Here is a 19,413-nt window from a genome sequence, read left to right on the forward strand (position 1 = left end):
ACGATTAACGAGACAAACGGAAGTCCGCTTTGCCATTCACTGTGTATGGTGCCAATGGAATCTTTTCATTATTTAAATTCAATGTCACAGCAGTTGCATCATCTAAGCGAATTTGAAATGGTGTTTCACCACTTAAATTAATCGTTGAAGATTGACGACCTGTCGCTAAAACCTTACCTGTAGAATCTACAATATGAATTGATGTTGGTCGACTAAAATCTAATTGAAGTTGATCACCAGAAATATTGCCCTCTGAATCTAAAGCAATCACCTGCACATCACTTTGCGTTGCTGAAGCTTCGACATCACTTGAATCATTTTTAGTCCAATTTTGAATCGTAGAAACCAACACAACCAAAATAATAACAATAACTGCAGCAATACCAATACGCTTTAACCACTTACGATTACGATCACGGTTCGAACCAGGTAGTTTACCCATAATTTTAATTGGTGAGTTATTAAGAGCATGATTCGGTAACAAACCTGTATCACTTTCACATGCTTCTTCAAACCGTTGAATAATTTCAGTTGGATCAACATTTAAAAATTTAGCATAAGTGCGATAGTAACCTTTAATAAAGGTTGCCTCGGGTAAAGCCGCATAATCATCTTGCTCTAAAGCAATCAATGTTTTTGTCGGTATTTTTATTTCGTTTGCAATCTGGTCAAGCTCAAGTTTTTTATTCAATCGAACCTGACGTAAGTACTCACCTGAACGTTGAACATTTCCTAATGCGTTTGTTACGGTATTTCCACCTGTTGATTGCTTTGAATTAGGATTTACTTCCATACGACCTCAGTATTGTACTGTAATTGCAAATAACGTTGATATTCTTGGCTATCAGGGTACAAAGCTCGCAACTGATTTACAAGCACCTGCATTTCCAATGGATTTCCATTTGCACGTGCTAATCGAATACCAACCCATAATGCACGAGCATTTAAATTTTTTTCCCCTACTAAGGCTACCGCTTGTTGGTAAAACTTAGTCGCAGATGGGAGATCATCACGTAGATAATTTAATTCTGCTAACTCTATCATTGAAACATAAGAATTACGATTCACATGCAATGCTTGATTAAATGATTTTTCGGCATTCACTATATCATTCAATTTCACATAAATTCTGCCTTTATTTTCAAAGGCAGTATAACGCTGTTCGTAACCCAATGTAGAGCCTGCAATTTCAAATTGCTGTAAAGCCTCATTATAACGTTCTATTTGAGACAAATACGTACCATAGTTGTTACGTATTTGAGCATTTTTTGGCTCAGCAGCAATCGCTGTTTTTAAATAACGCTCTGCTTTTTCAATATTGATCTGACTTCCTTCTTGTTGAAGAAGAATACCCATCATCATATTTGCACTAGCATCACGTGAATTCAACTGTAATGCAATATCTAGCTCACGTTTTGCAGCATCATAACGATGCTGCTTAATATATTCGGCAGCCATTTGAGTACGCACTTGTACAGCTGTTTTTGGATCAGTTTTAGAACCATTTACGGTTTGACATCCAACCATTAAAAAAGCAACAGTTAATATCGCAAAAACACATACACCTTTTAATTTGGGCTTACTCAATGGCCTTCCCCTTTTTATCGTTATCCTCTTGAGCGTATTATTTCGCCTTGTGCAGCAATTTTCTTCTTCCACTGTTCTGCACGACGTGTTCTATCCGCTACCTGCCCCACTAATTGTCCACATGCTGCATCAATATCATCACCACGTGTCTGACGAATCGTACACACAAAACCTGCATCAGACAAAGTTTTTTGGAAAGAAATTATTCTATTACGACTTGAACGCCCATAAGGCGCATGTGGGAAAGGATTAAATGGAATTAAATTAATCTTACTTGGTAAGTTTTTCAATAATTTAATCATTTGTTGTGCGTGTTCTGGATGATCATTTACACCATCTAACATCACATATTCAATAGTGACATGCTTACGCGAACTTTCATTACCATCTTTAGTAATATAGCGCTGACATGCCGAAATAAGCTGTTCTAAAGGATATTTCTTATTTATTGGAACTAATTCATTACGTAATTCGTCATTTGGTGCATGAAGTGAAATTGCTAAAGCAACATCAATATCTTGTGCTAATTGATCAATTTTAGGTACAACACCTGAAGTAGATAATGTTACTCGACGCTTTGACATACCATATGCAAAATCATCAAGCATAATGCGCATTGAATTCAATACAGCATCATAGTTTAACAATGGTTCACCCATTCCCATCATTACAACATTTGTCACTGAACGCTCACGCTCTGCAACTGGCACTTCTTCCATATATGAGAAGTTTGCCATCCACAATTGACCAATAATTTCTGCTTGATTTAAATCACGTTGAAAACCTTGCTTACCTGTAGAACAGAATGAACAGTCCAAAGCACAGCCTACTTGTGAAGAAATACACAAGGTTTTACGTGCACCCGTTTTATCTTCCGCAGGAATAAGAACAGTTTCAACCAATGAACCTTCACCATCCCCCACACGGAAAACCCACTTACGTGTACCATCTTTTGAATAATTACGGTGAACAACTTCTGGTGCTTTAACTTCTGCAATTTTTTCTAATTTTTCACGTAACTTACCTGAAATGTTTGTCATTTCAGCAAAGTCTGTCACAAAAAACTGATGAATCCATTTCATCACTTGTCCAGCGCGAAATTTCTTTTCGCCTAAATCTTCAAAGAACTTTTCCATTTGCGGACGAGACATACCAAGTAAATTCACTTTCTCCACAACATTTTGCTGTGCAGGAGCGGATGGAGATTGTTGCTGTTCAACCGAAAAATCTGGTACAGCGACCACTTCAATACTCATGTGTAATTACCTAAACTATGTCTATAGATGAAAGGAGAAGCTCAATAAACGAGCGAAAGTTTCTTTAAGGAATAAAAAAACCAGATAAGTATAATATCACTTATCTGGTTTGAATACTTCGAATTAACGAGTACGTGGGCAGATCTCAGTTTGAGCGAAGAAGTAGTTAACTTCACGTTCAGCAGATGCAACTGAGTCAGAACCATGAGCAGCATTTTCGTCGATGCTTTCAGCGAAATCTGCACGGATAGTACCAGGAGCAGCTTCTTTAGGGTTAGTAGCACCAAGAATTTCACGGTGAGCAAGAACTGCGTTTTCGCCTTCAAGAACTGAAACAACAACTGGACCAGAAGTCATGAATGCAACTAAGTCAGCAAAGAAACCACGTTCTTTATGCTCAGCATAAAAACCTTCAGCTTCAGCTTTAGTCAAATGTTTCATTTTAGTTGCAACAATTTTAAGACCAGCTTTTTCAAAACGAGTGAAGATTTCACCAACATGGTTTTTAGCAACTGCGTCTGGTTTTACGATAGAAAATGTACGTTCAATAGCCATTGATAGGCTCCTTAAGTCAAGATAGACAAGAAAATTTGGCGCATTATACCGAATAATGTTCTAAATTCTGCTTTTAACATGTAAAAAAGTTAGTTTTTTTCGATGTCAAAATTAACTTGCTTCATCAATCCAAGCCATTTGAATCGCTTCCAAAAGCCCTTCAGTCGATTTTATCGGGTCATCATTAAAGTCTGGTAATGCACAAACCCATGCATGTAAGTCTGTGAAACGAATCCATTGTGGATCTACATCTGGATGTGCTTCATAAAGTTCAATAGCGATATCAATGGTATCCGTCCAACGTAACCCCATGAGTATTCCTTAACATCGATAAATATATTTCATTTTATCAAATTTAAATGTTTATGTACTCATCTTCTATTTTCTAATTATACTCTTAGATTAGCATTTAAATTAGCTACATCATTTTTAAGCAAGCGTTGACAAAAACTTTTTATCTACTAAAATAGCGCAAAATTCATTCAGACCTATTTTTGGTCACCAGTTTTATTAGGAGGTTTCACATGCCGTTACTTACAGAGAAAAATTTAACTTAATTTGCATGTGTCAACTCACGGACACATGAAAGCAATGTGTCCGAATGCCAAATCAACCTAGCATTCGCTAGGTTTTTTTATATCTCTTTATCGATATAGCGCTTTCTCGGATACAGATAAAAACTCAAAAAAGAGAAATATCATGGGCATTAAAATGCTTTTGAACGCTGAAGCACACTATGGCGTTCCCGTAAAAATTTATACAAATGACATTGATTCTGAGAGTATTGATCAACTCAAAAAAATGTCACAACTACAATTTATTCATTCACATATTGCCGCAATGCCCGATGTTCATTTAGGCAAAGGTGCAACTGTAGGAAGTGTTATTCCAACTAAAAATGCCATTATTCCTGCTGCTGTAGGTGTAGATATTGGTTGTGGAATGAATGCCTTAAGACTTAGTCTAAAAGCATCTCAACTTCCTGATAACTTAAGTACGCTTCGTAATGCAATAGAGCGTAAAGTTCCAATTGGTTTTGGGGTGCATAGGCAAATTAAGGCTAAAGCATCAACTTTATCTCCATTAGAAAAGCGCTTAAAAGTTATTACTGATAAACACCCTGCTCTGACTCGAATGTTACGCAATTTTGATAGCACATGGGCAAAGCAACTCGGAACTTTAGGTGGAGGTAATCATTTCATTGAACTCTGTTTAGATGAAAATGATGATGTTTGGATTATGCTTCATTCAGGTAGTCGTGGTTTAGGCAATGTGATTGGCACCTACTTTATTGAACGAGCAAAAAAAGAAGCTCAAAGTCGATTTGGTCATGTACCTGATAAAGACTTATCTTATTTTGCAGAAGGTTCAAATAGCTTTGATGATTATGTAGAAGCTGTTGAATGGGCTCAAGAATATGCTTATGAAAATAGACGTGAAATGATGCGTTTAATTTTAGAAGCCGTTCGCCCATTATTGCCTAGCTTTCAAATGACCAAAGAAGCTATTAACTGCCACCACAACTATGTACAAAAAGAGCATCATTTTGGTGAGGATGTTTTTGTGACTCGTAAAGGTGCTATTCGTGCTGGTCTAGATGAATATGGAATTATTCCGGGTTCTATGGGAGCAAAATCTTTTATTGTAAAAGGTAAAGGAAATCCAGAATCTTTTTGTTCTTGTTCACATGGTGCTGGTCGTAAAATGAGTCGTAGTAAAGCAAAAAGAATTTTTAATCAACAAGATCTTATTCAACAAACTCAAGGTATTGAGTGTCGTAAAGACAAAGGCGTTGTTGATGAAATTCCAAGTGCGTATAAAAATATTGATGAAGTCATGGAAAACCAATCAGACCTCATTGAAGTCGTGCATACACTAAAGCAGGTCCTTTGTATTAAAGGATAAAACAAAAAACCTGACAATTTGTCAGGTTTTTTTACTAAAAGAACAAATATCTTATTGGGTTCGAAACTTTAACCAAAATCAAACTCACAATAGATACCGCCAAACAAAGCACAATAAACAAATATATATGATCTAATTGTATCTTCATAACGACCCCATCATTAATATTAAAAATCATAAATTTATTTTTTATATATACATTATGTGATATTTCAATAAAAAAGACAAATAATATCAATCAAATATATTTTATATAAATATATATTGTTTATTAAATACTTGAGTGTTTTAATAAAGAATAAATATAAACCATTGTTTAAATTAAATTAAATAAAAAATTATCAATCCATGGCATTATACTGTGTTTTATTATTTTTAAATTACGGTATGATGTAAAAAAAAATAAAGAACATATAAAAGCCTAATGGGGAACATAAAATAATACTGGATCATCCAGGGGGAATATAATAAAAACAAACATTATATAATCACAAAAAAGCCCGATATTTATCGGGCTTTTTTTTATTATTATATTTAAATTACGCTTCCTAATTTTTTATTCTATAAAATTGACCATCTTGAATAATATAAAGCTGCCCATCTCCAAAACTTACTTGATGCTTTTCAATATTCACAATTGGTGTCCCTCCCAAAGTCTCTAATTGTGGAGATCTCTGAAATTTTTTAGTTTCAGGATTATACATCCAATAAATTGAACGATCACCCTCACCCAAAATAGAGGAGGTATCTTTTAAAACCAAATCAAAATACCCATCAAAATTTAAGTCGACATACTGAACTTGACTAGAATATGCACTAAAGCCTGCTAATGATTGATAAGGTTGTTTTGTTTTACGATCAATCACCTCTATTTTTTGAATAATTTTGTCGCCAGATTCTTTATTTTCATTACCATAAAACTTCAACAAAAATGTGGGTCGATTCGAAACCTTAACAAGCGGTGAAAAAATTAACTCTTGCTTAAAACCTTGCAAGCGATCCATTAATGTCGCACGATAGATACCTGTTTCAACATCTAAAGCTCCTTGTAGCTGAATAGCATCTGCAACAGATTCACGATCAGTGGTTGATCCCCCTGTCATTGTAATCTGATCACCTTTTTGCAAACCCATTAAGCTGGTAATTTGATGATGCTTAACATCATATAAAGTTCCTTTAGGATTCCAATATCCAGAACCAAGTTGTAGCAAATAAGCTCCACTTTGTGTCATCAATGCACGCTGCACTTGCACATTTACAGATGAAAGAGGCACTAAAGATGGGGATTCCATTAATGAATTTTGAGCAAAAGTATGGTTTATATTAAATACCACACTTAAAACACCCGTAAAAATAAACTTATTCAAAGCATTACCTTTTATTTTTTTAAATTTTGAATTGTGACAAAGTTATCACAAAAAAATGCTCACGACAAAATATTGGCTTTCCAAACAAAGAGCTAAAACTGTTTTTTTCTTTGTTATGATTTAATTAACTCGAATCCAAATTATAAATAAATTCAAAGTATTGCTTTAAATAAAACTCAAGTAGCAAAATACATTTGCTTGTAAAAACATAAGGAAAACAATCCTTTACTTTTTTAAAATACATTATTGTAAATATAAAAAACCCACTCTATGAGTGGGTTTTCGCATTAAAAACCAATTGATTCAAGAAATTAGTTTTCCTCTTTATCAACGATTTTTTTGCTTGAATCCAAGGCACGAAGGAAAAGCAAAGCACTGCTTTACTTTTCTTGAGGCACGTAACTTAGTTCTTTTCTTTGTCTACGATTTTGTTTGCTTGAATCCAAGGCATCATCGCACGTAACTTATTACCAGTTACTTCGATACCATGAGCCGCGTTTTGACGACGACGAGCAGTCATAGATGGGTAGTTCAACGCACCTTCTTGAATGAACATCTTCGCGTATTCGCCAGATTGAATACGTTTAAGTGCATTACGCATCGCTTCACGAGACTGTTCGTTGATAACTTCAACGCCAGTTACGTATTCGCCATATTCAGCATTGTTAGATACTGAGTAGTTCATGTCCGCGATACCGCCTTCGAACATTAAGTCAACGATCAATTTAAGTTCGTGTAGACATTCGAAGTACGCCATTTCTGGAGCATAACCAGCTTCAACAAGAGTTTCGAAGCCCATTTTAACCAATTCAACAGCACCACCACAAAGAACTGCTTGCTCACCGAATAAGTCAGTTTCAGTTTCTTCACGGAATGAAGTTTCGATAATACCAGTACGACCGCCACCTACGCCTGAAGCATAAGAAAGCGCTACGTTACGAGCGTTACCAGAAGCATCTTGGTGAATCGCGATTAAGTCAGGAACACCTGAACCACGTTGGAATTCTGAACGTACAGTATGACCAGGTGCTTTTGGAGCAACCATGATTACATCAAGATCTTTACGTGGAACAACTTGGTTATAAAGAACAGAGAAACCATGAGCAAATGCTAAAGTTGCGCCTTCTTTGATATTTGGTTCAATTACGTCGCGGTAAAGTTGAGCTTGAAACTCATCTGGAGTCAAGATCATTACTAAGTCAGCTTGAGCAACAGCAGCAGGAACTTCTGACACTTTAAGACCAGCATTTTCAGCTTTCTTCCAAGAAGTAGAACCAGCACGTAAGCCTACAGTTACGTCAACACCAGAATCTTTAAGGTTAAGCGCATGTGCGTGACCTTGTGAACCGTAACCAATGATTGCTACTTTTTTGCTTTGGATGATAGATAGGTCTGTGTCTTTATCATAAAAAATTTGCATTGCTGTCTCCGCTAAAATGCTTGTTACCCTCTTAGTCCCATGATGTTTTTTAGATGTCATTTGACTAAGGTCTCTCTAATTCATTAGAGAGAAAATGTATAAAAAATTAAATTGTTAAAACTTTTTCGCCACGTGCAATACCTGATACACCTGAACGTACAACTTCTAAAATTGTATTTTCAGCTAATGCATCGATAAAGCCATCTAGCTTTTCAGTCGTACCTGCCAATTGAATGGTGTACGTTGTAGGTGTTACATCTACAACTTGTCCACGAAAAATATCAGCTGTACGTTTGATTTCATCACGAGCAGAACCCAATGCTTTTACTTTAATCAGCATAAGTTCACGTTCAATATGTGCACCCTCAGACAAATCTACAACTTTCACAACTTCAACAAGCTTGTTTAATTGTTTTGTGATTTGTTCGATTTTATGGTCATCACCATAAGTTGTTAATGTTAAACGAGATAGTGTTGGGTCTTCTGTTGGTGCTACGTTTAAACTCTCAATGTTATAACCACGTTGAGAAAACAAACCCACCAAACGTGAAAGTGCACCTGCTTCGTTTTCCATGAGAACTGAAATTATATGTCTCATTTCGTGCGCTCCCCTTTAGCCAACCACATATCTTGCATAGATTGACCAGCAATTTGCATTGGGTATACATGCTCAGAACGGTCTACCATGACATTAATAAATACGCATTTATCGTTAATCGCCATTGCTTCAGCAAGTTTCGATTCAAGCTCATCTGCATGATCAATTTGAATACCTACATGACCATAAGCTTCCATCAACTTCGCAAAATCAGGTAATGACTCTACATAAGAACTTGAATGACGACCTTCATAATTCATATCTTGCCACTGTTTAACCATACCTAAAGCACGGTTATTTAGGCAAAGAATTTTCACATTTAAGCCATATTGCTTACATGTTGAAAGCTCTTGGATACACATCTGAATTGATGCTTCACCTGTGATACATACAACTTGTTGATCGGGGAATGCAAGCTTAGCAGCCATAGCATATGGCAAACCAACACCCATTGTGCCAAGACCACCAGAGTTGATCCATTGACGTGGACGTTTGTACGTATAGTAAAGTGCGCCAAACATTTGGTGTTGACCAACGTCAGACGTAATAATTGCTTCACTATTTGTCACTTTATCCAATGCTTCAACTACTTGCTGTGGCTTCATTCCACCATTAGTAGCAGGTTGATATCTCAAACCATGAACTTTACGCCATTCATTAATTTGATCCCACCATGCAGCAATTTCTTCAGAATTTGGCTTAGAAACATTCATTTGTTTCAATTGCGCCAACATTTCTGTCAATACAGGCTCAACAGCTCCCACAATTGGGATATGCGCCATAATTGTTTTTGAAATCGTTGCAGGGTCAATATCAATATGAATAACTTTTGCATTTGGACAGAATTTTGCAGGGTTATTCGTTACACGGTCATCGAAGCGCGCACCTATACACAAAATCACATCTGCATTGTGCATGGTCATATTGGCTTCATAAGTACCATGCATTCCCAACATACCAATAAATTGAGAATCATCACCAGGGAATGCACCCAAGCCCATCAATGTATTTGTTACTGGGAAGCCAAGAATATGCGCAAGTTCTGTTAATTGTTCAGAAGCATTACCTTGAACTACACCGCCACCTGAATAAATCACTGGGCGTTTAGCATTCAAAAGCTCATCAATTGCTTTACGAATTTGACCTGAATGACCACGATGCGGTGGTTGATAAGAACGCATCTTCACTTTTTCTGGATATTCGTAAGCAAATTTCTCAGCAGGATTAGTTACATCTTTTGGAATATCAACAACAACAGGACCTGGACGACCACTTGATGCGATATAGAATGCTTTTTTAATTATTGAGGGAATTTCACTTGCATGACGCACTTGGAAACTATGTTTTACGATTGGGCGAGAAATACCCACCATGTCTGTTTCTTGAAATGCATCTTCACCAATTAAATGCGAAGCAACCTGTCCCGACAAAATTACCATCGGGATGGAGTCCATATAGGCTGTTGCAATTGGAGTTACTGTATTCGTTGCACCCGGACCAGATGTTACAAGTACAACACCTGTCTTACCTGTCACACGCGAATAGGCATCTGCCATATGTCCAGCAGCTTGCTCATGACGTACGAGGTAATGGTTAATTTTGTCTTGTCGAAAAAACGCGTCGTAAATATGTAATACAGCGCCGCCTGGATACCCAAAAACATGTTCTACGCCTTCGTCCGCTAATGCGCGAACTAGCATGTCACCACCAGATAAAAGTTCCAACGTGATTCACCCTGATCTTATCACTGCAAACAAAGTGGAAGGCACTTGTGCAGCATTTTCATTAATTCATTGTATGCACTGTTATAGCACACATATTTCCTAGTTTTCATTGCAAAAGGTAAAATTTACGATCTTACTACTGGATTAAGTAATACTAGATCTCAAACATATTGGGATAAATATGTTAATAAGCTTTGTACAATTTCTCGGCTAGAGAAGTTGCCCATTGCAAGAGATGACACTTTATCGAAGGGTGATCGATGAAAGGCATATAAAACTAAAGACTGCATTTTTGTTGTTTCGACAATCAAAGTCAAGTTCAAAAATTAGCTTTTTACTTATTATTTATCCATCACTTAAATTTTAGCCAATGTTTAGTTTCATTTCTCTATTTATAAAATTAAAAATATCGACTTAATACTTGTTTTTAATAAATAAAATAAAAATAAGGTATAAAAATTTAATTTCCAACATATAAAAAAAAAGAATAATAAATCTTTAATTTAAAGAAAGTTTTTTATGCAATATTTCCTAAAAAGCCATTTATCTCCATTTCAGTTTGATTTTATACTATGCAAATCACGATCAAAAATACAAAGCAAGTCCACTCAAAAACTTATAATTCTTTAATATAAAACAGAAAAAAACAAATCATAAATTTGTGTTTTATTTAAACCAAAAATAGGAAACAACACCATGAAAATATGCCTTAAAAGACTATGCTGTTTGTCTGTATTTTACTCACAAGTCCTTTTCAGCACTACACTTTATGCACAAAGTTTCTACAAGTGGATCGATAAAAATGGTTCAACTCACTACACAAAAACACCACCACCTAAAAATTCTAAAAATTTAGGACAAGTTGAAACTTATGGATATCGAACATCAACGACGACTCCAACAGATGCTTCATCTGAGTCGGTAACACAAATCACTACACCTGAGATATTACCCATACATTCAACAGCCAAAGAGACGCCTACTGTACAAAAAGATATGAAATCACAAGAAACTCATCAAAAACAATCTAGTTTATTGTAATTTCTAAAAACAATTCATTTTTCCGTTATAAATGCATCGTCAAAATTCACATTTAGATGCATTTTGCGCTATGCTGTGCAACAAACTTTTTTAACCTTTATTCCTAATTTACGTTTATGACTACTCACATTGATCCTGAATATCAAGCAAGTGCGATTGAACCAACAGTCCAACAAGACTGGGAAGCTCGCAAAGCCTTTAAAGTTGCCGATACTGTAGAAGGTCCACGTCGTTACATCCTCTCGATGTTCCCTTACCCAAGTGGTAAACTTCACATGGGTCATGTGCGTAACTATACGATTGGTGACGTTATTAGCCGTTTCCACCGTTTAAAAGGTGAAACTGTACTTCAACCTATGGGTTGGGATGCTTTTGGCTTACCTGCTGAAAATGCTGCAATTGCACATCAAGTTGCTCCTGCAAAATGGACATTTGAAAATATTGATTACATGCGTAATCAGTTAAAAAAATTAGGGCTTTCAATTGATTGGGACCGTGAATTTGCAACCTGTACGCCTGAATATTACCGTTGGGAACAATGGTTATTCGTTCAGCTTTATAAAAAAGGTTTAATTTATCGTAAGCTTTCAACTGTAAACTGGGATCCAGTTGATCAAACAGTTTTAGCAAATGAACAAGTTGAAAATGGGCGTGGTTGGCGTTCAGGTGCATTGGTAGAAAAACGTGATATTCCAATGTACTACTTCCGCATTACTGATTATGCACAAGAATTACTTGACGATTTAGATACACTAAAAGATGGTTGGCCACAACAAGTTCTTACCATGCAACGTAACTGGATTGGTCGCTCACAAGGGATGGAAATTACTTTCCCTTCGGCAAATCCTACAGTTTATGCAGATGGTTTAACTGTATTTACCACACGTGCCGACACATTAATGGGTGTAACTTATGTTGCTGTTGCAGCAGAACATCCAATGGCGCTTAAAGCGGCGGAAAACAATCCAGAGCTTGCTGCATTTATTGAAGAATGCCGTATGGGTTCTGTAGCAGAAGCTGACCTTGCAACTGCTGAGAAGAAAGGCATGGCAACAGGTCTTTCTGTAAAACATCCTGTAACAGGTGAAGAAGTTCCTGTTTGGATCGCAAACTACGTACTCATGTCTTACGGTTCAGGTGCAGTGATGGCAGTTCCATCACACGATGAACGTGACTTTGAATTTGCCAACAAATATGGTCTAACTATCAAGCAAGTCATTGATGCGAAAGGCGCTGATGATGCTGAGTTCTCTGCTACCGAATGGCAAGAATGGTACGGCTCTAAAGAAGGTAAACTTGTTAACTCTGGTGAGTTTGATGGTCTAGATTTCCAAGGTGCTTTTGACGCATTCCTTGCTAAATTAGAGCCACAAAGCTTAGCAAATGTAAAAGTACAATTCCGTTTACGTGACTGGGGTGTATCTCGTCAGCGTTACTGGGGTTGTCCAATTCCAATGATTAACTGTAATACCTGTGGGCAAGTGCCAGTGCCTGAAGAACAACTTCCTGTTGTACTTCCGACTGATGTTGTTCCAGATGGTTCAGGTAACCCATTGAACAAGATGCCTGAATTCTATGAAACTACTTGCCCATGCTGTGGTGGCGATGCACGTCGTGAAACAGATACGCTAGATACATTCGTAGAATCTTCTTGGTATTACGCACGTTATGCATCTCCAGACTTTACAGATGGCATGGTTAAACCTGAAGCAGGTCAAACTTGGTTACCTGTAAACCAATACATTGGTGGTGTTGAACACGCAATCCTTCACTTATTATATGCTCGCTTCTTCCATAAATTGATGCGTGATGAAGGCGTAGTTCAAGGCAATGAACCATTCACTAACTTGTTAACTCAAGGTATGGTACTTGCAGATACTTACTACCGTGAATCTGAATCTGGTAAGAAAACTTGGTTCAACCCTGCCGATATCGAACTTGAACGCGACGAAAAAGGTCGTATCACTTCTGCAAAATACAATGGTGATGGTCAAGACGTTATTGTTGGCGGTCAAGAAAAAATGTCGAAATCGAAAAATAACGGTATCGATCCGCAAGCAATTATTGACCAATACGGCGCAGATACAGCACGTGTATTCATGATGTTCGCTGCTCCACCAGATCAATCTCTTGAATGGTCTGATGCAGGTGTTGAAGGTTCAAATCGTTTCTTAAAACGTGTTTGGCGTTTAACGACTAGTTTCCTTGAAAAAGGTAACAATGCAACAAACATTGACAAAGCTGCTCTTTCTACTGCTGCACAAGACTTACGTCGTAAAACGCATGAAACTATCCAAAAAGTGGGTGATGATATTGAACGTCGTCATGCATTCAACACTGCAATTGCAGCGATGATGGAATTATTAAATGCGAACAATAAGTTTGAAGCAAAAGATGATAATGACGTTGCTGTTTCACGTGAATCCATCACTACACTTCTTACTTTATTAGCGCCATTTGCACCACATTTAAGCCAAACTCTATTAGCACAGTTTGGTATCGAATTAACTGCAACTCAATTCCCTCAAGTGGATGAATCTGCACTTACTCGTAATACACAAACAATTGTAGTTCAAGTGAATGGTAAACTTCGTGGCAAACTTGAAGTGTCTGTAGATGCATCTAAAGATGACATCTTAGCGCAAGCAAAAGCATTGCCTGAAGTTCAACAATTCTTGACTGGTCCAACCAAGAAAGAAATTGTTGTTCCAAATAAATTAGTGAATTTGGTGGTTTAATCCCCTATAGCTCCTTCTCTTGCGCCATATATGGCTCAGGGAGAAGGTTAGGATGAGGGTGAGAATGAATAACCCTCTCCTAAAAGGCGAGAGAGTCTAAGGATTTCACAATTCACAAACAATGCCCGTTGCCAGCCAACGGGCTTTGACTTTACAATCGACATTATTTTTAAAAAATACACTCAACAACTTGAGACTGTTTATCTTTAGAGGACACCGCATGCATTTAGTTCAACGTGTTGCCGCAGTTATATTGACTTTGGGGCTAAGTGCTAGCTTAGTAGGATGTGGTTTTCATCTAAAAGGCAAAAGCGTAACTTCTGCTCCTGTACAATATTCAAGAATGTCTATTACTGTTCCAAGTAATGCAGAAAATCTAGAAGAAAAATTAGCCCTTTACCTCAGCTCTGCGGGTGTTCAACTCAGTGATGCTCAAGATGCCTATAACTTACGTGTTCTTGAATATACGCCTCACCTTCTACAGCTGTCTGGTACACTGCGTCAAAATGTTTTACGTGTAACTGTAACATTTAGAATTGAAGATGCTGCAGGTAATCCTTTAACAGATGAACGTACAATTATGGCAACACGTAGTTATCAATATGATGCTGCAACTGTCAACACAGACAATCTCGAAGAAAAACACTTAAAACAAGTGCTTATTGATGATGTTGCACAACAAATTGCACGCCAAATTTCATCAAATCGTTTAGAAACTATTTCTCAACCTACTCAGACTAATCCACAGCAATAACGGTTAATTATTTATGAAACTTGACTATCTTCAAGCACTTAAACGTGTAAATGATGCCCGTGGTGCTTGGGTGTTGCATGGTCAAGAACCGTTGTTAGAACAAAACTTGCTTGATGCATTTCGAGCAAGTTGGACAAATCAAGAAATTGAACGCCAACGCTATGAAATTAATAATGTTGGTGATTGGAAAAATGTATTCAATGCATTAAATAGCTTGTCTCTTTTTTCCAATCAATTGGCTATAGAAGCGCATGGTAATATTAAACCCGATGCAAGTGGTTTAAAAGAACTGAATAACTATTTGCAGCATAATGAACAAAATTTGCTTTTGATTATTATGCCCAAGCAAGATAGTAACAGCTTAAAATCTAATTTTTTCAAAACTATCGATGCTAATGGCGTTAATGTCGCATTAACTGCAAACTACCCTAAAGATCGGCAACAAATTCTAGCAGTTGAAGCAGAAAAATTAGGAATTAAACTCGCCAATGATGCATGGAAATGGTTAGAACAACATCATGAGCATAATTTACTTGCCGCAAAAAATAGTCTCATGCGTGTGAGTGATACATTCCCTGATATTGAATTAATCCAAATTGAACACCTATATTCATGCCTACAAGATCAGTCTCGTTATACAACTTATGATTTAAATGATGCAGTGTTGCAAGGTAATTTATCTCAATCTATTAAAATTTATCAATATTTAATTGCATCTGGCGAACCAATGACACTTGTGTTGTGGAGCATTAGTAAAGAAATGCGCTTGCTCATGCAATTATTTGAGCAACCACATCACGCAGATAAACTTGGAATATGGAAAACCAAAATTAGTCTGTATCAGCAAGCTTTAAGACGTTTAAATCCAAATAGTTTTTTAACTTGGCCTGATCTGCTTTTACGTATTGATGCTTCTATTAAAGGTCTTGGACATGAAAATCCAGAACACTTATTACAGCAAGCAATCGCAAGCTTATGTGGTAAACCATTATTCATAAATTAATGATCGAAATTTATCTCAAATAAAGAAATGTTAATCATTCTTATTTATCAAAAAATATTCACACTTTATCCGTAATTCGATTTTATAATTACATTCAATTTCTTCTACTATTAGCAATGCCCTGCCCATGCCAAAAATAAAATCGACTAAATTCATCGTGGCCACTCTCTGTGCATTAGCAATTGCCGCTGCTGCATGGTACTTTTTTAAACCAAAAGAGGAACAACCCCAATACATCACAGCAGATGTTACTTATGGTGATATCGAAAACTCTGTACTGGCAACTGGTGTACTCGAAGCAACAAAAATGGTCAGCGTTGGTGCTCAGGTTTCAGGTCAAGTCAAAAAAATGTATGTACAACTTGGCGACCAAGTTAAAGCTGGACAACTTATTGCACAAATTGACTCTGTACGACAAGAGAATGACTTAAAAACAGCTGAAGCAAGTATTAAAAATCAACAAGCTCAACTTGCTGTTAGACAAGCAAATCTTGCAAAAGTTGAAGCAGAATATAATCGACAAAAAGCAATGTATGCGAAAGATGCTACATCTCGTGCAGACTTAGAATCAGCATTAGCAAGCTATAAAACAGCGCAAGCTGAAATTGCTGCAATTAATGCACAAATTGAACAATCTCGGTTAACACTTTCTACAGCAAAAGAAGATTTAAGCTATACCCGTATTGTTGCCCCAATGGATGGCACAATTGTGGCGATTGTGACTGAAGAAGGTCAAACGGTTAACGCAAATCAAAGTGCACCAACAATTGTTAAACTTGCTCAGCTTGACACAATGTCTGTAAAAGCAGAAGTTTCTGAAGCAGATGTCATGAAAGTTGAAAAAGGACAAACTGTATATTTCACGACTCTAGGAAATAACGAGAAAAAACACTACGCTAAATTACGCCAAGTTGAACCTGCACCAAGTTCAATCAATACAGAGTCCAACAATACATCTTCTTCGTCTTCAAACTCTGCTGTGTATTACAACGCTCTGTTTGATATTCCAAATGAAGATGGCAAATTACGTATTGATATGACAGCACAAGTTTATATTATTTTAAGCGAAGCAAGAAATGTCTTAACTATTCCAGCTTCAGCAGTACAAAGTTCGAATCGCCCTCAACGTAAACGTGATCCAAATGCTACTGGAGATGCTCCGCGTGATGATCGCCCTACTGGTGATCGAGCTGCATCAGACCGTCCTGAAGGTGATCGTCCTAAGCGTCTTGAATTAACTGATGTTGAAAAAACTCTAATCGATCAAGGTAAAGCCTCTATGGGCATGGTTCGTGTACTACAAGCAGATGGTACTGTAAAACCAACACCTGTATTACTTGGACTAAATAACCGTGTCACTGTACAAGTATTGCGTGGCTTAAAAGAAGGTCAAAAAGTAGTGATTGCTGATGGTTCTGATTCAAGCAATGACGCCTCAAAACGTAATCGTGCTGGTGCCGGTGGCCCATCAATGAGAATGTAATCATGACTCAGACTCAAAAACCTTTATTAGAGGTAAAGAATCTGACACGTGAATTTCCCGCTGGTGAAAGTACGGTTCAGATTCTAAAAGGCATCAACCTTGAAATTTATCCTGGAGAATTGGTTGCGATTGTCGGTCAATCAGGCTCTGGTAAATCGACCTTAATGAACATCTTAGGCTGCTTAGATCAGCCTACCAATGGTAGCTACAAAGTAAGCGGGCGTGAAACTCGTGAACTTGAACCTGATGATTTAGCCCAACTTCGTCGTGAATATTTTGGTTTTATTTTCCAGCGTTATCACTTACTGGGTGACTTAAATGCAGCAGGTAATGTTGAAGTTCCTGCCATTTATGCCGGTGCTGATTCAACAGAACGCCATGACCGAGCTGTTAAATTACTGACTGACTTAGGCTTGTCAGATAAAACACAAAATAAACCAAGCCAACTTTCTGGTGGTCAGCAACAACGTGTATCCATTGCACGTGCATTAATGAATGGTGGTGATGTCATTCTTGCCGATGAACCAACAGGTGCATTGGACAAAAATAGTGGTATTGAAGTCATGCGTATTTTACGTGAACTCAATGCCAAAGGTCATACTATTATTTTAGTTACACATGATCATAATGTTGCAAAAAATGCGACACGTATTATTGAGATCAGTGATGGTAATATTATTTCTGACCTACCTAACACTCCAGAAAATAATGATAATCCTTTAGAAAAACAGGAATTAGTCCGTCCATTACAGAAGAAAACTTCTGCTTGGCGCTCTGCATTTGACCGTTTAGGTGAAGCTTTCCGTATGGCTTTACTGGCAATGAATGCTCATCGCATGCGTACCTTCCTAACAATGTTAGGTATTATTATTGGTATTGCTTCAGTGGTGTCGGTAGTCGCCCTAGGTAATGGCTCACAAAAGCAAATTTTAGAAAACATTAGTAGCCTCGGCACCAACACAATTACAGTGTATCAAGGGCGTGGCTTTGGTGATAATTCCCGAGCCTCACAAGTTAAAACACTTATTCCAGCAGATTCAGATGCGCTAACTGAGCAACCTTATGTAGATGGTGCATCCCCTGTGGTGACAACGAATTTAACAGTTCGTTATAAAGATACTGAAGCATCTGCAACAATTAATGGCGTTGGTGAAGACTTTTTCTATGTCCGTGGTTTAACTTTTAAATCGGGTCAACCTTTTGATCGCACAAGTGTTATTGAACAGGCTCAAGATGCAGTCATCGATACCAATACACAAAAGACATTCTTTGCAGATGGTACTGATCCTGTGGGACAAGTGATTCTCTTAGGTAGTGTACCTACACGTATTATTGGGGTTATTGATGCACAAAAAGGCATGATGGGAAATTCAGATAGTTTAAATATTTATCTCCCCTATTCAACCGTCATGAGTCGTATGTTAGGGCAATCGAATGTACGTAGCATTATTGTTCGTGTAAAAGATGAGTACTCCAGTACTGTAGCTGAAAATGCCATTTTAAGTTTACTGGAACAACGTCATGGTGCTCAGGATGTCTTTACCCAAAACTCAGACAGTATTCGTGAAACGATTCAACAAACTACAGCAACTATGACCTTATTAGTCTCTGCGATTGCAGTGATTTCATTAGTTGTCGGTGGTATTGGTGTAATGAATATTATGCTCGTGTCTGTAACTGAACGAACCCAAGAAATTGGTGTACGTATGGCTGTAGGTGCTAGACAAAGTGACATCTTACAACAATTCCTCATTGAAGCTGTTTTGGTCTGCATTTTGGGTGGTATTTTAGGTGTTCTCCTTTCTCTTGGAATTGGACAATTATTTAGTAAATTTGCAAGTGGAACATTCCAGATGGATTATTCAACAACCTCAATTGTTGCAGCCTTTGTATGTTCAAGCTTAATTGGTATTGTCTTTGGCTTTATTCCTGCACGTAATGCAGCACGTTTAAATCCAGTCGATGCACTGTCTAGAGAATAG

Annotated in this window: 16 protein-coding genes; 7 read left to right on the top strand and 9 right to left on the bottom strand. The window is 37.3% G+C overall.

What is annotated here, in order from left to right:
- Positions 1–4 precede the first annotated feature (4 nt).
- From AOY20_RS01490 to iscX, 5 genes are all read right to left on the bottom strand, one after another.
- Positions 5–793, bottom strand: a complete 789-nt coding sequence (locus AOY20_RS01490) for a helix-turn-helix domain-containing protein (protein ID WP_054580232.1) — start codon at positions 791–793, stop codon at positions 5–7.
- On the bottom strand, positions 784–1,587 hold the full coding sequence (gene pilW, locus AOY20_RS01495) for a type IV pilus biogenesis/stability protein PilW (RefSeq protein WP_081403332.1): 804 nt from the start codon (positions 1,585–1,587) through the stop codon (positions 784–786). Before pilW ends, AOY20_RS01490 begins: the two co-directional genes overlap by 10 nt.
- Before the next feature lie 20 nt (positions 1,588–1,607).
- Positions 1,608–2,843 carry a dual-specificity RNA methyltransferase RlmN gene (gene rlmN / locus AOY20_RS01500; RefSeq protein WP_054580233.1) on the bottom strand — a complete coding sequence of 412 codons (1,236 nt, stop codon included), beginning with the start codon at positions 2,841–2,843 and terminating at the stop codon, positions 1,608–1,610.
- Positions 2,844–2,966: 123 nt separating this feature from the next.
- On the bottom strand, positions 2,967–3,398 hold the full coding sequence (gene ndk, locus AOY20_RS01505) for a nucleoside-diphosphate kinase (RefSeq protein ID WP_054580234.1): 432 nt from the start codon (positions 3,396–3,398) through the stop codon (positions 2,967–2,969).
- A 111-nt stretch (positions 3,399–3,509) separates the two neighbouring features.
- Entirely contained in the window at positions 3,510–3,710 is a 201-nt protein-coding gene (gene iscX / locus AOY20_RS01510; RefSeq protein WP_054580235.1) for a Fe-S cluster assembly protein IscX, read from the bottom strand.
- A 387-nt stretch (positions 3,711–4,097) separates the two neighbouring features.
- Here iscX and AOY20_RS01515 point away from each other — a divergent pair, with 387 nt between their 5' ends.
- The gene (locus AOY20_RS01515; RefSeq protein WP_054580236.1) at positions 4,098–5,303 is read left to right on the top strand and encodes an RtcB family protein; all 1,206 of its coding nucleotides are present in this window, start codon (positions 4,098–4,100) and stop codon (positions 5,301–5,303) included.
- A 548-nt stretch (positions 5,304–5,851) separates the two neighbouring features.
- Here AOY20_RS01515 and AOY20_RS01520 read toward each other — a convergent pair.
- The 4 genes from AOY20_RS01520 to AOY20_RS01535 form a co-directional block, all read right to left on the bottom strand.
- Entirely contained in the window at positions 5,852–6,670 is an 819-nt protein-coding gene (locus tag AOY20_RS01520) for an XAC2610-related protein (protein WP_054580237.1), read from the bottom strand.
- Between the two features lie 403 nt (positions 6,671–7,073).
- Positions 7,074–8,090: a ketol-acid reductoisomerase gene (gene ilvC / locus AOY20_RS01525; RefSeq protein WP_054580238.1), complete on the bottom strand. Its 1,017-nt coding sequence runs from the start codon at positions 8,088–8,090 to the stop codon at positions 7,074–7,076.
- Positions 8,091–8,196: 106 nt separating this feature from the next.
- Positions 8,197–8,688 carry an acetolactate synthase small subunit gene (ilvN, locus tag AOY20_RS01530; protein WP_054580239.1) on the bottom strand — a complete coding sequence of 164 codons (492 nt, stop codon included), beginning with the start codon at positions 8,686–8,688 and terminating at the stop codon, positions 8,197–8,199.
- A complete protein-coding gene (locus tag AOY20_RS01535) occupies positions 8,685–10,412 on the bottom strand; it encodes an acetolactate synthase 3 large subunit (RefSeq protein WP_054580240.1) in 1,728 nt (575 codons plus the stop codon). Before AOY20_RS01535 ends, ilvN begins: the two co-directional genes overlap by 4 nt.
- A gap of 696 nt (positions 10,413–11,108) precedes the next feature.
- Here AOY20_RS01535 and AOY20_RS01540 point away from each other — a divergent pair.
- From AOY20_RS01540 to AOY20_RS01565, 6 genes are all read left to right on the top strand, one after another.
- Positions 11,109–11,453 (top strand): DUF4124 domain-containing protein, encoded by a 345-nt coding sequence (locus tag AOY20_RS01540; protein WP_081403333.1) that lies wholly within the window; start codon positions 11,109–11,111, stop codon positions 11,451–11,453.
- Between the two features lie 116 nt (positions 11,454–11,569).
- Positions 11,570–14,191, top strand: a complete 2,622-nt coding sequence (leuS, locus tag AOY20_RS01545) for a leucine--tRNA ligase (RefSeq protein ID WP_054580242.1) — start codon at positions 11,570–11,572, stop codon at positions 14,189–14,191.
- Positions 14,192–14,411: 220 nt separating this feature from the next.
- On the top strand, positions 14,412–14,945 hold the full coding sequence (locus AOY20_RS01550; protein WP_054580243.1) for an LPS-assembly lipoprotein LptE: 534 nt from the start codon (positions 14,412–14,414) through the stop codon (positions 14,943–14,945).
- Between the two features lie 13 nt (positions 14,946–14,958).
- Complete coding sequence (gene holA, locus AOY20_RS01555; RefSeq protein WP_054580244.1) at positions 14,959–15,948, top strand: DNA polymerase III subunit delta; 990 nt, start codon at positions 14,959–14,961, stop codon at positions 15,946–15,948.
- A 127-nt stretch (positions 15,949–16,075) separates the two neighbouring features.
- On the top strand, positions 16,076–17,431 hold the full coding sequence (locus AOY20_RS01560; protein ID WP_054580245.1) for a MacA family efflux pump subunit: 1,356 nt from the start codon (positions 16,076–16,078) through the stop codon (positions 17,429–17,431).
- A gap of 2 nt (positions 17,432–17,433) precedes the next feature.
- The gene (locus AOY20_RS01565) at positions 17,434–19,413 is read left to right on the top strand and encodes a MacB family efflux pump subunit (RefSeq protein ID WP_054580246.1); all 1,980 of its coding nucleotides are present in this window, start codon (positions 17,434–17,436) and stop codon (positions 19,411–19,413) included.

Source organism: Acinetobacter equi (assembly GCF_001307195.1).
Taxonomy (GTDB): domain Bacteria; phylum Pseudomonadota; class Gammaproteobacteria; order Pseudomonadales; family Moraxellaceae; genus Acinetobacter; species Acinetobacter equi.

Coding starts and splice junctions, on each gene's coding strand:
- holA (WP_054580244.1), top strand. CDS start 14,959: ATGAAACTTGACTATCTTCAAGCACTTAAACGTGTAAATGATGCCCGT.
- ndk (WP_054580234.1), bottom strand. CDS start 3,398: ATGGCTATTGAACGTACATTTTCTATCGTAAAACCAGACGCAGTTGCT.
- rlmN (WP_054580233.1), bottom strand. CDS start 2,843: ATGAGTATTGAAGTGGTCGCTGTACCAGATTTTTCGGTTGAACAGCAA.
- AOY20_RS01565 (WP_054580246.1), top strand. CDS start 17,434: ATGACTCAGACTCAAAAACCTTTATTAGAGGTAAAGAATCTGACACGT.
- AOY20_RS01490 (WP_054580232.1), bottom strand. CDS start 793: ATGGAAGTAAATCCTAATTCAAAGCAATCAACAGGTGGAAATACCGTA.
- AOY20_RS01550 (WP_054580243.1), top strand. CDS start 14,412: ATGCATTTAGTTCAACGTGTTGCCGCAGTTATATTGACTTTGGGGCTA.
- iscX (WP_054580235.1), bottom strand. CDS start 3,710: ATGGGGTTACGTTGGACGGATACCATTGATATCGCTATTGAACTTTAT.
- AOY20_RS01540 (WP_081403333.1), top strand. CDS start 11,109: ATGAAAATATGCCTTAAAAGACTATGCTGTTTGTCTGTATTTTACTCA.
- leuS (WP_054580242.1), top strand. CDS start 11,570: ATGACTACTCACATTGATCCTGAATATCAAGCAAGTGCGATTGAACCA.
- ilvN (WP_054580239.1), bottom strand. CDS start 8,688: ATGAGACATATAATTTCAGTTCTCATGGAAAACGAAGCAGGTGCACTT.
- AOY20_RS01515 (WP_054580236.1), top strand. CDS start 4,098: ATGGGCATTAAAATGCTTTTGAACGCTGAAGCACACTATGGCGTTCCC.
- ilvC (WP_054580238.1), bottom strand. CDS start 8,090: ATGCAAATTTTTTATGATAAAGACACAGACCTATCTATCATCCAAAGC.
- AOY20_RS01560 (WP_054580245.1), top strand. CDS start 16,076: ATGCCAAAAATAAAATCGACTAAATTCATCGTGGCCACTCTCTGTGCA.